Source organism: Mesorhizobium neociceri, from assembly GCF_013520985.1.
Taxonomy (GTDB): Bacteria; Pseudomonadota; Alphaproteobacteria; order Rhizobiales; family Rhizobiaceae; genus Mesorhizobium; species Mesorhizobium neociceri.
The window spans coordinates 1-15,940 of record NZ_JACDTY010000009.1 but is presented as its reverse complement, the minus strand read 5'-3'; the positions used below and the strand labels follow the sequence as shown (position 1 = coordinate 15,940).

11 protein-coding genes and 1 pseudogene are annotated in these 15,940 nt (G+C 57.9%); 9 read left to right on the top strand and 3 right to left on the bottom strand.

The genetic code is table 11. From position 1 onward, the window contains the following. Nucleotides 1-837 precede the first annotated feature (837 nt). From H0241_RS18825 to H0241_RS18800, 6 genes are all read left to right on the top strand, one after another. A complete protein-coding gene (locus H0241_RS18825) occupies nt 838-1,557 on the top strand; it encodes a GntR family transcriptional regulator (RefSeq protein ID WP_181059340.1) in 720 nt (239 codons plus the stop codon). Between the two features lie 1,121 nt (nt 1,558-2,678). Beyond that, complete coding sequence (locus tag H0241_RS18820) at nt 2,679-3,965, top strand: DegT/DnrJ/EryC1/StrS family aminotransferase (RefSeq protein WP_181059154.1); 1,287 nt, start codon at nt 2,679-2,681, stop codon at nt 3,963-3,965. 30 nt (nt 3,966-3,995) lie between these two features. Continuing rightward, entirely contained in the window at nt 3,996-4,739 is a 744-nt protein-coding gene (locus H0241_RS18815) for an amino acid kinase family protein (protein ID WP_050596683.1), read from the top strand. Then, nucleotides 4,739-5,581, top strand: a complete 843-nt coding sequence (locus H0241_RS18810; protein ID WP_181059338.1) for a nucleoside-diphosphate kinase — start codon at nt 4,739-4,741, stop codon at nt 5,579-5,581. The genes H0241_RS18815 and H0241_RS18810 overlap by 1 nt, the downstream gene beginning before the upstream one ends. Continuing rightward, a complete protein-coding gene (locus H0241_RS18805) occupies nt 5,565-6,251 on the top strand; it encodes a methyltransferase (RefSeq protein ID WP_181059153.1) in 687 nt (228 codons plus the stop codon). Before H0241_RS18810 ends, H0241_RS18805 begins: the two co-directional genes overlap by 17 nt. Further along, nucleotides 6,241-6,780: a hypothetical protein gene (locus H0241_RS18800; RefSeq protein WP_050596681.1), complete on the top strand. Its 540-nt coding sequence runs from the start codon at nt 6,241-6,243 to the stop codon at nt 6,778-6,780. The genes H0241_RS18805 and H0241_RS18800 overlap by 11 nt, the downstream gene beginning before the upstream one ends. Before the next feature lie 214 nt (nt 6,781-6,994). Here H0241_RS18800 and H0241_RS18795 read toward each other — a convergent pair whose 3' ends face one another. Both H0241_RS18795 and H0241_RS18790 read right to left on the bottom strand, forming a co-directional pair. Continuing rightward, nucleotides 6,995-7,783 (bottom strand): MurR/RpiR family transcriptional regulator, encoded by a 789-nt coding sequence (locus tag H0241_RS18795; RefSeq protein WP_181059152.1) that lies wholly within the window; start codon nt 7,781-7,783, stop codon nt 6,995-6,997. 124 nt (nt 7,784-7,907) lie between these two features. Then, a complete protein-coding gene (locus H0241_RS18790; RefSeq protein WP_181059151.1) occupies nt 7,908-8,321 on the bottom strand; it encodes a hypothetical protein in 414 nt (137 codons plus the stop codon). A gap of 277 nt (nt 8,322-8,598) precedes the next feature. Here H0241_RS18790 and H0241_RS18785 point away from each other — a divergent pair, with 277 nt between their 5' ends. The 3 genes from H0241_RS18785 (at nt 8,599) to H0241_RS18775 (ending at nt 15,373) form a co-directional block, all read left to right on the top strand. Continuing rightward, complete coding sequence (locus H0241_RS18785) at nt 8,599-9,465, top strand: sulfotransferase domain-containing protein (RefSeq protein ID WP_181059150.1); 867 nt, start codon at nt 8,599-8,601, stop codon at nt 9,463-9,465. 704 nt (nt 9,466-10,169) lie between these two features. Next, entirely contained in the window at nt 10,170-14,579 is a 4,410-nt protein-coding gene (locus tag H0241_RS35675; protein ID WP_456238132.1) for a Ulp1 family isopeptidase, read from the top strand. Nucleotides 14,580-15,124: 545 nt separating this feature from the next. Continuing rightward, nucleotides 15,125-15,373: a DUF982 domain-containing protein gene (locus H0241_RS18775; protein ID WP_081738988.1), complete on the top strand. Its 249-nt coding sequence runs from the start codon at nt 15,125-15,127 to the stop codon at nt 15,371-15,373. Between the two features lie 408 nt (nt 15,374-15,781). On the opposite strand, the pseudogene H0241_RS18770 reads toward H0241_RS18775, so the two are convergent. Further along, nucleotides 15,782-15,940: pseudogene (locus H0241_RS18770) on the bottom strand (IS630 family transposase); the annotation flags it as partial.

Below are 15,940 nucleotides of genomic sequence, written 5' to 3'. Positions count from 1 at the left end.
TATGATCTGATCGCCAGCGGACCCGGCTCACTCCAGGATCGCGAGCTTTTTGGGATGACAAACAACGGAGAAGCGTCGAATGCGCGTTTTTGCCGTACCGCTGGGTTCTCCGGGCTTGCGAGTCGAGATGGGGTTCACCCGCGACATTGAGTGCGGTAAAGCTCAGCGGCTGACACAGTACCTCGCTGCTGAAGACACGCATGGGGGCGGGAATTGAGACCTGAGCGCGGTCCTACAATGATGGCGCGGCCTCGGCCCCCTTCTCGACCCGGATCGAGCGCCTCACGGACCGGCTACAGAGTGCTACGCATGTCGAAGCCGGCGGTAAGGCGTCTCGCAATCTGCGCTGAGCTACTGCCAGAGCGGCTGATTTGGCTGGCATCCCGATGCATTCAACCCGGATTGTGAACATCGCTCGCGGTCTGGCTCAGGGCCTAGACGCTTCGGTCTTGCTATCGGCGTCTCCCTAAGAAGGTATGAGCGTGGAGACTGTCACCTTTCTCAAAGTGACAGCAAACCAGGCAATTCCTCGGCGGTAGGCGCTCGTCGGGCGGAACTGGTCAGGGTTGCGCAGACCGGCAGTGGCCGAAGCGACGATCGCAGGAAGTGGATCGCGCGAAGGTCAGGTGCGTCGAGCGGCCAATGCCACTCTAAGCTTTCCACCTCTGACAATGCGGCATCCGAGCGCCGCGCGGCGTCAGTTTGAGCGCACAGCCATCCCGAACGCCGGGCATGGTCACACCTCGCTGGCATGGTTTATGCAGCTGAGGCGGTGCGCGGCGCACGCGTTATGTCCGGTCGGACGCTCAAGGGACATCGAAAGAGGGAAGCGTGGAGATGTGGTTCTGTACAAACGCGGACCAATGTCGTCGAACCGAAATTGCCAATCTGGCTATCGACGCCAAGAAGCATGCAAAAGCCGCTGCAGCCTACGCCGCGGTACGTCAATTGCTCTACAGCAAAGCCCACATGCCAGGGCAGCACCTCAGTGACAAAGAGCTAGCGTCCAAGCTCAACATCGGCCGGACTCCTGTGCGCGAAGCACTTATCCGACTTGCAGCGGAAGCGAAGATCGTATCCCTTCCTCAAAGGGGCTATTTTACGAGACCCCTGGTCGAGTGGGTTCTATTAGACTCGTATGTGGTGGCGCGCGCAACACTCACCTTGGCCCTAACGCGTACACGAACTCACCCTCTCGACCTAACCGCACCCTCTGGTGGGTCTTCTCCAATGGAACTCGCTATCCGCGCGGAAGAGATATTCGCTGACATAGCTCTGGGCGCATGTAATTGCGAAGTCTGCCAAATCATCGACAAGTTCTGCTTCTGCTCACATCCGCTTCGCATGGAAATAGCCGCGTCTGAGCTTTCCCCGGCTTTTCGAACCAGTCTAGCAAGGCTAACGGAGGCAATGCCTCAGCTCTGCAATAACACGAGCGCGGTGGAATCCGCGTTGACGAACCACCTTGATGTAGAAGAGCGCGCCGTGTCACACGCCATGCAAACTATGAGCAGAAAACTGCTGGCAAACTCCCCGTTTGCAAGGCAGTATTTATGAGCGAATTCGCCGACGCGATCCATACGGCTTACCCCCCACAGTTCGGCTTATGCCTATGAGGGCTGACGAAGATCCGCATTCATCGTAAGAGAGATCAGGGCGGCCATCGGGGCTCGGTTTTTTGCTCACAAGTGGCGCGAGTCGCGTTGCGCAACTCCCTCGGTATGCAGGCTGGAACGGCAGCCGGTCCTGTGCGATACAATGCTGGAGCTGGTCAAGCTTCGGATTGAAGGGTGGTGCCCCATCCGATCGAAAACCGCTCGGAAATGGCACCTCTGCACCAGGCAAGGAAAACTCGCCTTCGCCTCTTCGCTGACCGCGTTATTTGCTTCACGCGCGGTGAAGGGCTCACTGCAGCGGCAAGTCGGAAGACGCAAAGCATTCAAGCGTTATTCCGCTCGCGTCCCTCCTTTGCACGATCACCCATGGTGCTCCGTCAGATCGCCGGATGGATAATCAGAACTCGATCTATTCTTACTGACGGCTCAGAATGCTATCCGGGGCGTTCCTTCGGGCACAGCCCACTACGAGCGGGAGTGCCCGCGGAAGGCGCTTACGGTCCGGCGACTGCGTCAACCAAATTATGCAAGCTCGTGGTGGCTCACAGCTCGCCAAGCTTGGCTGATTATCTCGCCGGAATTGGCTTTGGCGGATGGATAATACCCGCGCATCCGTACGGCGCATTCTATCCTTGAACCATGCCCGCAGGAAGACTGGTGGGAAGAAACCACGCGCTCTCACTTCCGATTACCTCGGATAGTAGGTAGTTAGCCAAGCCGACAAATAATATATTTGCAAATATATCTCGGCTGACCACTTCCCCTTCTAGTCGACGACCATTAAGTCTCGGTTTGCGAAGGAGGAACTGCATCGTCTCGCGAGTTCATTTCGGAAGTGATGGAAACTTTATGTGCCGGTTCGAGCTCGGAAGATTTTTCCTAAACTCAATGCAGCGAGGCTGCTGCGGAACCTAGTCTGTTATCAGAGGCGACTCTGCTTCGGCGGCTCGCCGAGCCTCGTTGCAAGACGCAGAAGTATGCGAGAGACGGGTCGGTTCGGCTTTAGTTCGCGAGTGACCGACGGCCGATGTCACAAACCAGGCTAGCGTCTGGAGGGACCATATGAACAAGTATGTAGGCTTAGCCTCGGCAGCAAGCACAGTTTGCGTCCACCAAAGCAACACTTCTCTTGCGCTCTTTGGAGGAGATCCAACGGTGCCGGCCGGGCGAGTTGTTCTTTGGCCAGCTGCGAAGCGAAAACATTTGAAGGCGCTCGCAAATGTTGTCGAAAGCGGCAAGTATCATCGCGTCAATCACCCTATGGTGATTGAGCTCGAAAAGCGGCTAGCGGATTGGTCGGGCAACTGGTCTGTGCGCGCTGTTGGAAGCGGCACAGCGGCTATTCACGTAGCCCTGGACTACTACCGGAACCGAGGTGGCAGGGTCGTTACGTCGGCTTTGAACTGGCCGGGAGCCGTCGGCCCAATTACAATCAGTGGACTTGAGCCGGTCTTTGTGGATGTAGAGCCGGGCCTTACGGGCGTTGATGAGAAGAAAGCGGCCTCCCTCATCAAACCAGGGGACGCGGCGACGCTCATAACCCATCTGTTTGGAAATAACCTCTTGGTTCCCGGCTTGAGAATGGCAGCGCGGGCGCGAGGCGTCGCGATCGTAGATGATGTTTGCCAATCAATCGGCGCTGCGAAAGATATTGTCAATGGAGCATACTTGGAGAGCGATGCACTCGCTCTCTCCGGGAACGGAGCTAAGCACCTCGGGGCAGGTGAGCTTGGATTTGTCCTTACGAGGGATCCTGCTCTGATCCACCATGTAGATAACGTTTCTCTGACAAGTTCGTCGCGATATGGAGATAGGATATTCTCCCCGAGTTCAAAAGGATACAATTACCGGCCGAATGTATTTTCGGCTGCAATTGCTAACCACAGGATAAAGCAGCTAAACCGCCAGCTTAGAACAAGGCGAAAGAATGCTAGGTTACTTTGGCAGGAGATTTGCCATCTCCCAGGGCTTCTGCCTCTTTTCGATCCATCAGACAATCAGCAATCGTTGCTTAATCTCCCGCTGCGTCTGGAGCCGGAAAAGCTCGGCTTTTTACCTGGCCCTACAGCCAGGGATTTCATCCTTAAGCTGCTTCAAGCAGAGGGAGTTCCCGTTGCGGTCTGGCTGACAAAACCCGTTTTTGAATATCTCCCGGATGTCTGCAGCCAATGGTCAAGGACAGATTTCCCAAACGCCACGACGATATTGAACAATATGTTTCACGTATCGGAGATCGCTCCGCCAAACGACGTTGAAGTGATGAGATTGTACGCGGCCGCGTTTCAAAAAGTCTGGGCAGCGCTTCCAAACATAATTTCGAAGATTCCAGAGATCGTATCTTTTGCCTGAAGGCGGGATGGCAAGCCGATGGACTGCTCGATGAAAGGTTTTCCACCATATGGCTTTTCGATTGTCCTCAAATTCGGCGGGAGCATCATGCGTGATCTTGCAGTGTGTAAGCTCGCACTGGCGGAACTTGAGCGTCTCGCCGATAAGGGCCATCGAATCCTAGTTGTTCCAGGCGGCGGCATTCCGGACAAGGCAATCGAGGCGATTGATGCAGCCGAGCGACTACTTCCATATACCGCGCATCACGCGTGTGCTCTCGCACAGGACCAAACGGGATATCTGCTGGCGGACGCCGCCTTCTCTTCCAAATTGGCCCCATCGGCCAGCCTAGGCGAATGCCGAACCCTCGCGAGACATGGGAAGATACCAGTGCTGCTGCCTTCCCGTTTGCTGTTTGCAGCTGACCCGGTGGAATGGAGTTGGGATGTCACATCCGACGCCGTTGCCGCGTGGGTCGCTTGGCTAACTGGGGCATCACAGCTGGTGATTTTGACAGATGTCGATGGCGTCCATCGCGGCGGCGCAACCGACGATCCCGCTGCACTTATAGAGCAGATCGCTGCTCGAGATCTTGCCCTTCTCGGCCACACCTCGATTGACGCCTGCGCGGCCCAATTCATGGCGATGAAAGGCCTTCCTGGCGTTGTAATTAACGCCCGTCATCCCGCTCGTCTCGCCGGTTGGCTGGAAGGGAGGCGCGTTAGAGCGACTAGTATCACCGTCGGGAGCAGGAATGCGCATATCAGAAACCATGCTTTGGAAGGGGCGGAATGATGTCCTCCTTGGCATTGATAGTTTATGGCCCAGAAGTCGCGCGCTCCGGCCTCACTTGCCTGCTCGACGAATACATCCGGCGACGAACCGATCTGGAACTCTCGGAACGGTTCTTTTCAGTTCACAGTCGCAAATCCATCGATGCATTTTATGCGCTTACTTCTTCAAAGGGGGGAAGGCACTGGCCATTGGTACTGGACTTGTTCGATATGCGTCCAGTTTGCGCTACGATCTGGAGCGGACCTGACGCGTTGCACCTGTCCCAAAAACTGAAGGGCAGCACACAGCCGGCCCAGGCGTTACGCGGCACCGTACGCAGCCTCTTTTTTTGCGACAATCCCGTGACGAACCTCCTGCATGTGAGCGACAGCCATGAAGTAATGGATGCCGAGCTTAGAATTCTTAGGCGTCAGTCGTTGGGCGACCAAGCGGCTGCTTGGAATTCTCTCGATTCCGGCTTCATCGCCCATTCATCGTTCCAGATGCTGCTAAATGCTCTCGGCGACGGAGAAACTGCGCGGACGCTTGATAACCGGAATGATGGTAGCGCCTTTGCCCACGCAAAATTCTGCTACGACAGAGCACTCCTAATCGCATCAAAGCCGGGCCTAACAGCAGCCGTCCGACGGTATTTTCGGGGGGATCGAGCCGGTCTTGAAGGCCTAGTCCGGTATGCACCTGTCCAGTCTTCTTGGGACCGCCTCATTCTTGAGGCCGGTCTATTTTCGATGCCTCTTTGGAATTGCTTACTGAAGCGAACCGTTGTTGCCCTCGAGCAGGGAGAAACAACCAAGCACGGCGACCGCGCCGATCGGCGGGAGGACAATGACCAGACTCGATAATATCAGGAAAACACTTCGTGCAAGTCAACAAGCCATTTTCCCGCGTCAAATACAGGAATTCGGGCTGGATCTGGTCGTACGGAAAGGGGTTTTTCCTCCTGAGCACTTCCAGAGTTGGCGTTGGATCAGCGAGAATTTTCCCCCTTTCGCCGCGAAAACCATATTAGAAATCGGCTGCGGTTTCGGTCTTCCAGGCCTTCTGTTGGCAAAGGCTGGTGCGCGCTCGTTGCTGGCTTGCGACATCAATCCGAGGGCCGTCGCTAACACGCTGGAGAATGCTGCAAGAAACCGCATTAACAACGTTGAGGTCATTGAAAGCGATATTTTTTCAAATATTCCACCTAGCAGAAGGTTCGACATTATACTCTGGAATTACCCGTCGAACTTCGCTCCAGAGGGTTACGAGTATGTTGACGATCTCGAAGCCGGAGCTATCGATCCAGGGTACAACTTGCTCGAGAGATTTCTCTCAGATGGCCCAAGGTTCCTTACAGAAACAGGCCATATCGTTCTAGGGTTCGGCACCAATGCGCGTGACGACATTCTTGAACAGATTACAGGCTCAAATGATCTTACATCAGTGCTTCTGCGATCTGGGACCTATCCAGGCGCCAACGTAACTTATAGGCTGTTCTCAATATCCAAGAAGGGCACAGGATATGCTTCCTGAGCTGATGCGCACTGCTTTAGTCGCGATTTCGCCCAATCGGAGCAAAGATAGCTGGGTAGCGGGCAGCAGCGTCCTTTCGCAGTTCATCCAGCGTGCACCGAACGACATAGACATTCATCATGTCAATTTGGCCGCATTCGCGGAGGCTGTGGATAGCGACACCAGGGCTCTGGCGGACGCGGGGTTCTCTATGGCAAGACAACGATTTGCCGACACGGAGCTGGAGATCGTATTCTTGAGATCGAATGGGACCTTGGCGATGAATTGGGTTCTCGAACAGGAACAACCGACCGCTTTAATTGGCGATCCGCTTTTTGGCACAAGGGCGAGTTTCGCGGACGTCATAGCGCGAAAGATCAAGATGCACTTCGAGGACCATGGTTCGAAGCATAGAGATGATCTCCTCGCACTCCTAAAGCATTCCGCCTCAATCGCGGCCGAAATGAGTCCAGACCAATTGGCTGCCTGCACATCGGTCCTAGACCTCGCAGATTATGACCATTCCGGCGTTCGTGGCGGCACGCCATAGATGTCAGAGCCTAACTCCCCGGTATCCCAAATACCTGGTCGACGCCCTGACCGCAAAAGCAGCCCCACTGACCTGCTGTCGGTGAAGAAAAAGCCGGGATATTGCCTTCCTGCGTCCCGCGCCGCTCCAGCTCCACCGATAGCCTGCCGATGCTGCCGTGGGCGAGCGCGCATCGAACGTTGCGCCGGAACTGTCCGAATTGGCCTTCTGGGATTCAGACTTCCGCCACCTGCAAACATTGGCAGAGATATTCGCTCAGCAAAACTAGAGCCGGCACGTGCATCGCCGACCCGGCCTGTGGCCAAGCCCCGGCCGAGGTAAACAAGACCACCTCGTCCGCAGCCTGGGCGATCGGGCAGTCCACGCGGGTCGTAATGGCGATCGTGTACGCTCCGCTCTCGCGCGCAACGGCCAGAAAATCCGTCGTTTCCACAGTGTAGCCACGCAAGGAAATGCCGATGGCAAGGCTCGACGAGCCAAGACCTCGCGAGAGAGCGTGAGAGACGGTGGCGGAACCCGAGCAATGCGCGGGAATCCCTAGCCGGATGAGTTGCATGGCCAGAATATCGGCGCAAACAGATGACGGCCCCGTGCCGAACAGTTCGACGCGTCGGGCAGCTCGAATGCGGTTGGCAAACGCATTAATTTGAAGGTCGTCGAAGCCACGAGCCGACGCGGAAATTGAGTTTTGTAAAGCAGTACTAAGCCTGGCGACCCGAGGAGCTGTGTCCATAGCTTCTGATGACGCGCGTTCAGCCAGTTCGCCGCTCAACTTCAGCCGCTCAATTTCGCCGCTGAGCGCAATCTTAAACTCGCGAAATCCCGAGAGTCCCAAGGTTCGGCAAAATCTTACAATTGAAGCAGAACCGGTAGCGGTGTTGTGCGCAAGGTCGGCGATAGACTGCGCTAGAACAGCCTCCGGGTCTTGTGCAATGTACAGAGCTATACGTGCGAGCGCATTCGGAGCCGTATTAATTGCATTATAGATGACGTCTAGCAGCAATTTCTGTGTTTGTCGGGGCTCTCGCATATGTCTTATGTGTTCGTTCCAAACTAGCAGCCGACCTGCGAAGGCGAACGGAAGAGCCCTTCATATTCGAGTTTTATCGACGGCTCACTGACGCAGATCATAAACCAAGGTCGATACCCGGTTCCGTCTGCCGCTTCGTTGGCGCCCATGTCTCGGCAGCCGGGGCAGGGGCAGAGGGCATGAACTCGGCCGATCGCGCGGCCGCCTTGCGAGACTTCATTGAGCTTTCTACGATTAGACTTGCGGCGAGATCCCCGGCAACGATCAAAGGCTGCACGGACGTACGCTGTCGGCCGCTCTGCTTTTTCTGCTTCTCGACGAATTCGATCTTCCAACCGGGAATTCGCCGGACGAGGTCTTCCGGCCAGGTGCTGTCGATGAAGCTTCCTTTGTGCTGCGCATGTGCCTCGCAAACCTGGCGTTCGTCGTCTGGGCACGGGTGACTGCGCGCCAACGCACAAGCGGCGCGCGTGAAAAATATATTTTCCAGTATATTTCCGGCCACAATCACGTGCGCTTGCTTTCTTCTAGAAAAAGGGCCATAGTACAATCAAAAATGAAGGCATGTAAGACAAGTTACCACATGCCGTGAACAAATAGCACCGGCAGCAAGTGGTCGATGCCGTCGTAGTGGCGGTTCTTCTCGCGGCTAGCGGATGGGACGGGGTCGACTTCTGGGGATAGGCAACCAAAGGGCGCGACTGCTGGGTCAAGCTGGTCAGGAACTTGTCGTTTCTCTACATCGGCTCCAGCTGTTCGAAGAAGCCGCTGCAGCGCAAGGAACCACAATGTCTCACCCGCTTCCAGATGAGCTGCGCGGTATCGCGGGTCAATCCTTTCCACTTTATCCCTGCTCGAATGAATCTTGGTCAATCAAGCCAATGGCCGGCGCCTCAAGCTCGCGGGTTATGATTTGCTCGATTCCGAAGGCGGGCACCCACCTATATGCCCGCCTACTTGGACTGCTCGGGCTTGTACAGTCCGATGTATTTTTCAATAAGGACTATATTGGAGACTTCCGCTTCGTTGATGTCGCCCGAGCGCGCTTCACTCATTCGGAAAATATCTTATGGATACCGATCGAGATTTCGTCGCGCTTTATTCAGCCCGGTCAGTTTGGGTATGGGCATCTCCCGTGCGACGTCGGCGTTCGCCATTGTTTAGAAGATTTCAAGATCATCTTTCTTTCGCGTGAAATGCGTGCGGCAATTGTGTCGCAGATGCGATATGTGGGTGACAGCGACTGGTGCCTGCCTGACGGGGCTGAGATTAAGTGGCGAAATGAGCCAAACGGACCTGACAAGATGCTGAAGTACTTCGATGAGATCGCGCCTTTCATCTTCAACGATCGCTGTCATCCCATGGCACCGTGGGCAGACGAGGAGGACGTCCTCGGATTGAACTATGAGCAGATCATCGGCGACCAAGGACGCGAAGTTCAGCTGGAGACCATTCGCAGAATTGTAGAGTTTTGTGGGATTGAGCGGCCGCAGCAACCGGAGCTAATCGTAAACCAGCTAATCGGAGAGCAGACCTTCACCCTGTCCGACGGTCGCACCTCGTGGGAGGCTTGCTGGAATCCTGAGATCGAGGCGCGGTTTGCCGCGCTCGGAGGGGAAAGACTCAACGACCGATTCGGATTTGGATCGAGATAGATTTCGGGCTGTCGCAGAGCGCCGGAGCGGCACGCTACGCTCGCAGCCGTTCGCCGTTTGGAATTGCTAACATTGAAGGCGACCGCAAATGTGCTTGGAGCGGCGATTTTCGCCATAACCATGATCATTGGCATGACAGTGCGCGACCTTGCATACGTGTCGCGGACCTGGCAGCAATTCATGTGCCGAAGCTGATCAAGCGGCGCTATGCGGCTTGGTTTCGATCAACTCAATCTCGTCCAAGGAACCTGATACCACGAATCAGTTTGGCGAAGGCGCTGCAGGAACTCGCATCGAGCGCTCTCGGTTGACGACTTTCAAGCCTGGTCTGCGGCAACTATTCCAGGCCGGACTCGACGAGATCAGGCTGCGCGTAAAAGTCAGGCGCGCGGTGCTTTTCCCACGAACGCCTGTTTCGGCGGTCGGATATCCTAGATCGATTAGCCGCAGCCGGACTTTGTGTTCTACCCGCAATCTGACTATTGCCTGGCGCGCGAAGCGTCGGCGGAGGGTTCACCCGCGTTGCCCACGCGGCGAGTGGCCCGGTCTTCTACTGTTGTTCGGCGCGGCCGCGGAGCGATGGGCGGCGCATACACCATAGGTGTCTTGGCGCGGCACGTTGTCGTCGTAAGGTTCTCGACAGCTTCCCCATGTCAGATCAAGGCCCAACTCCAAACGGGCTATGTTGCTGAAAGTGAGAACCGATGGAATTGCCCTCGACCAAGCGGGTACGCGGACAATCGGACAGGGCGGGCCCGCTAGAGAGCTCACCTGCGGCTCGGTCCGCAGGTGCAGCAGCCTTTGCCCGGCAAATGAGCGAGGTCGCCAATTCATATGGAGGTGGTGGAGCAATGCCTGCCGCCGCGGCGCCGCAGCCAGCTCAGTCAACAGGGGTCTTGATAGGGCGCAGCAAGCAGTCTCTTTATCCTGAGGATGCCCCGCTGATTTCGGGGCTTAGGCTGGCACTTGCGGAGAATGCCGCCAAACGCACCACCAAGAACAATGTAAGTTGCCTCCTCAGCTTTGGCCACTGGCTCTTCGCCAAGAAAAGAAAGCCTCTTGCTGGGCTCGACAGCGACACGCTGTTAGAGGATGCGCACGAGTTCAGCGGCAAGCCAACGCGACTCCTTACGGCACTAGGTCATCTCCGGACGTGGCAGTCGACGGGCGGAGTCGTGCCGATCGCAGGTCGCACCGAGTTGAATCCATATCCCCGCGACGCGAGTCTCATCAAAGACTATAAAGACGAAACAGCGACAGAAACTGGCAGAATGTATGCAACCGCCCTCCGCAGTTTCAGCGATTACTTGCGGGCGAACAACAAGATTGGCATTGCTACTCGGCTTTCCGGCAAGGCGTTGGCTCAGGACGTGAAGAGCTACCGGGTGGATGCCGCCGCTGGCAACGCGACGATCAGTTCCGCTCTGGCTCAGCTTCGAAAATCGCGGGCCGGCGCTAAGGCGATGGAGCGCGAGCGCCATATTCCCTCCATTGCTGATACCGAAGAAGCCGCACCGGTGGAGTCAAGGCGGGTTGGCGAGCCCGCTGCGCAGGACAGCCCGTTACATGAAGCTGGCAGTTTGCCAGACGAGCTACACGCGCAAGGCGATGATCAGCAGCAGCACAATCTGCACCGCCTGGCTAGCGAGTGGCAACCGAGCGAGAGCGCCAATGCAGGGGGAAGCGGTGGATCAATGCCGGCCGCCCGGGCGCCGGCCGAGTCAACTCGGAGTTTGATAAAGCGCGGCAAGCTGCCTCTTTATTCCCAGGATGCTCCGCTGCTTGCTGGGCTTAAGGAGGCCCTGATCGAGGCCGACGTCGCCAAGGGTACCGCCAGGAACAATGTAAGCCGCCTTCATAGCTTTGGCCACTGGCTGTTCGCGAACAACAAAGATCCCATTAAGGACCGGCTGGACAACAAGTCGCTTACCGACGATGCGCGCGAATTCAGCGAAAGTCCAAGGAGACTCCTCACGGCGATTGGTCATCTCCGGACCTGGCTGTCGACGGGCGGAGTCGCGCCGATTGCAAGCCGCGCTCAGCTGAACCCTTATCCCCAGGATGCGGCTCTCATCGACGACTACCGAGACGAAGCAGCGACACGCAATGGCACAAGGAATGCAAGTGCTCTTAGGAGCTTCAGTGATCACCTTCGTCTAAGCAACAAGAAGGGTATTGCTGGTCGGCTTTTCGGCGACGCGTTACAAGGAGATCTCAAGAGCTATAAGCAGCACGCCGGTAGCGATGCCAGGATAGGTGCTGCACTGGCCCATCTTCGAAACTCGCAGGCCGGCGCCAAGGCGATTGAGAGCGAGCGCCGAATTCCCCCCGTTCCGGATCCCGAAGAGGCGTCGCCGACGGAGCCGATGCGGGTCGGCCACGCCGCTGCAGAGCGTCGCGACCAGGATTTGAGCTCGTGGCTGATGGACGAACCCGACCCGTCGTCCCCGGTGCTGCAGTCAGCTCAGTTGATGGGAATCGTGATAGGGCAGAGCGAGCAGCCCCTTTTTTCCGAGGACGCTGAACTCATTTCGGGGCTAGAGAGGGCCCTCATCAAAGGTAAGCGCAAAGAAGGATACGCCAAGGACTATGTACGTACTGTTCGTAGCTTTGGCCATTGGCTCTACAAGAATGACAAAGCGAGCATTGTTGCCCGGCTCGACAACAAGTCGCTGACGGATGGCGGTGAGGTGCTCGAGTTCGTCGGAAAGGGTGATCCCAAGAGACTCCTTAAGGCAATAGACCGTCTCCGAACTTGGCGGTCGACGGGCGCCGTCGCGCCGAACATTGGCCGCGCTGAGCTGACGCAGGAGTCGATGAGCGTCGGGGATGCCGCTGCGCAGCATAGCGCGTCCCCGGACGCTCGCAGTTGGCCGAACGAGCTTCCTGCGAACGCCCACGATCGGGATGTGCGTTTGGGGCCGACGGACGAACCGGGCTATTGGTCATCTGTTGAATCAGCTCTGCGTCACCATCAGACACCGGATCTGGTAGAGTCCGCCCCCCAGCCCTCGCACGAGCGAGGACTTCCCGGCGCGAAGAGGCAGAGGACCTTAGACGATCCGCAAGGGGTCGCCAGTGAGCGGCAAGTGAGCGAGATCGCCAATTCAGATGTAGAGGTTGGAGCAATGCCGACCGGCTCGGCGCCGCAGCCGGGTTCAATTGGCGGTTTGAAAGCGAACAGCAGCCGGCAACCTCTTTTTTCCCAAGATGCTCCCCTTATTTTGGGACTTAAGGAGGTCCTCCTTAACGGCGGTGCCGCCGAACGTACCGCCAAGGACTACGTAAACACTCTTCTCCGCTTTGGCCGCTGGCTCTTCGAAAATAACAAAAAACCTATTGGTCCGCGGCTCCACAACGAGTCGTTGACCAATGATGCGCGTGAGTTCATGAAAACTGGCAAGTCCAAGCTTCTCCTCACGGCAATAGACCATCTACGGACCTCGCGGTCTACGGGCGGAGTCGTGCCGATTCCAGGCCGCGCTGAGGCGAATCCGTACCCCGAGGACGCGGCTCTCATCAAAGAATACAAAAACGAAGCGGCAACACGTACCGCGAGTACCTATGCGACCAGTCTTAGCGGTTTCAGTGACTACCTCCGTCAAAACAACAAGCGGGGCATTGCTGGTCGGCTTTCCGGCAAGGCATTGGACCGAGATGTCAAGAGTTATAGAGAGGACGCCGACGGTTGTCGAAAGACCGGTTCTGCACTGGCTCATCTTAGAAAGTCCCAGGCCGGCGCTAGAGCGATGGAGCGCGAGCATATTCGCCACATTCCTGAAGACGCGCCGCCGATGGAGCCGAAGCACGTCGGCGACGCCGCCGGGGAGAACTGGGCCTCGCATGACACTGGTGGTTGGCCAAAGGAGCTTCGTGCGAACGCTGGCGATCAGGACGTCCGCTTGGGGCTGACGGACGAGCCGGGCCCGTCGTGGTCTGTCGAGTCAGCCCCGCGCCAGCGTCCGGCACCGGATCCTGGAGCGTCCGAGCGCCAGCAGTCCTGGCACCAGGGTGCACTTGCCAGGAGCAACCTCCTGCCAAGCCAGGAGCTCCTTATCAGCGATGAGCGCGACACGGCTGAAGTGAGGCCAGCGAAGAGGCAGAGGACCCTGGACAATCCGCAAGACGTTGCCGCCGGGCGGCAGCCGAGCGAGATCGCGAATTCAGGCGATCGCCGGCTGACGCCGGCCCCCACCCATCAACCGGGTGCATCGCCAGGGGAGGCGCAGGACATGATGCAAGCCGGACACAGGTCCACCTCACCCTGGTCGCCGCAGATGCCGCTCAACTTTGACTGGAGCATGTGGCCGACGTCGGAACCAGCGCCTTCTCCGGGGCCAAGCACCTCGGAGGAGGACACTTTGACATGGTTGGCCAAGGAGTTGGAGCGGCGCGAGATGGTGACCGGCACGCGGCCGCAGTCCATGATGCCTTCACCGGGGCCAAGCACCTCGGAGGAGGACACTTTGACTGCGAGCCCCTCCTCCGACGCTCGGGTCGGAGGGTTGGACCGGACAGCCTCGTCCCGTGTCGCCGCGGGCTCGGTGCTCGGCGCCACCGAGTGGCTGAGCGACGCCCATATCCAGAGCGATTATGATTTCCTGGAACAGCAGTTGCAGGGGATCGATCCAGCGCTCGCTGCCCGGATCCGGCTGGTGAGCCCGTCGGTCTCGCATCTACTGCGCCACTTGGGGCCGCAGGGGGCGGAAGGCACGCTGCAGTCCATCTATCATCAAAGCGACGCCCCGGCCGACTTCCTGTTCCTGCCGGTGAACAACGGCACTGCCACGCGCCCCGGCACCCATTGGTCGCTGCTGTTCGTCGATGGCCGCAACCCGCAAAGCCGGGTCGCCTATCACTACGACTCCCTCCAGCAAGCAGGATACAACGACGAGCCTGCACGGCAGCTGGCAGAAGGGCTGACCGCCACCCTGGCGCCGGCCCGCATGCCGCGACAGTCGAACGATCATGATTGCGGTGTGTTTGTGGTCGACGGCACGTGGGCGCTGGTTCAACGACTGCTCGACGGGGAGCGGCCAGACCACGAGCCGCTGCACCTCGACAACCTCGTGGCCGATCGGCAGGCGCTGCAAAACCGGCTGACGAGACTTTGATTGGATTGGGGCAAACGGCCCGCCGAGGCAAGCGAGTTTGCCGAAACCGGGGTCTTGCCAGAGGATCGAACGAGCAGCCGCTGGCGCCGCATTTGAGGAGATGTGGCAACGGGGGCCTGATGGCTGAAGGATCGAGGGTCAGACCCCAAGATTTCGGCCAGCAGCTTTTCCGAAAGACCAGGCCTCTTCTCGCCATCTGATCGAGATCATGACGCTCTGCAAACAATCGCGGCGACGCAACGATGCAGCTTGCCAGCAAATCGAGGTGCGACCGGTGTTTCGCTCGCTCTCCGTCTCGCCTTACGTGTCCCTGTCTCCCGACTCGTCTGCTGGCGAATGGCATCTCCTGGCCGGCGCTGAAACAGTGTCTGGCAGCGGGCAGTGGAAAAAATGCGAGGACTGGGCGTCGGCCACGCGTGTGAGGCTGGCGCAGGGCACGTCAAGAGTGCATTGTGTCGACATTTCGCAATTGGCAACGGAACGGCTCGGCTCCGCAAAGAGGAAGAACGGGCGTTGTGACGCATGATCGCCTTGGAGGCGCTGAGATGACCGGCTTGAGCAGATTTGAGAGGCCGGTTGTTATTCAGGTTGGCCGCCACAGCTCAGAGCGTGTTGTGTTCGACGTCAACGAGGCGGCCGCTATTCTGCTGCGTGATCTTCATCGTCAAACCGAGAAACGGAAGGTAGCGATGGACGCGTGCCTGCAGGTATTGCGGGGTCACGCTCATCCACCAGCTGCTCGAAGAGCCTTTGTGGCGGCCGCGCTCGAAGCAAGAATCCTGCGCAGCGATTAAACGCTTTGGCGATTTCGATGCCGGAAAATGCCACCGCCGACCAGGCAGGAAAAGTAGCTCCTCGACCACAACATCGGCACCTTTGCGACGGTCGATGCAGACGCGGATGGCCAGCACTGTGGGGCTGCGCGAGCTGAAACAAGACTATGCAGGCGGGCACCGACTCGCCCGAGATGCCGGGCTTGTTGCCACGCTCATCGACGGGGCGCAGCAATGCCGCAGTAATGGTCCGTGCTGAGCGGCGCATGTTCGGCCGGATCAGCAGGCGGACCTGCTGCCAGCGGCAATGCGCCTGCAGTCGGCAGACAGCCGCCGCTCAAACCAAGTGGCAGTGAGTCAGTTCCGACCGGCGCGCTGGGACCGATGCCGTCGCGCCGAGGTGGCCCTCGTACGCGCGCTTAGAGTCTTTCACGTTTTGATGGAAGCGTACCCGGCGTTTGCGAAGTAGTTCTTGCATTCGCCGGGTTCGATTGTTTCGACGAGGTGGCCGATGTGGCGCCAAGTGTCCTCGACGGTTCGCTTCTGGGCTTGGCGCATCCAGTGTTTGATCTTTGCGAAGGCCTGCTC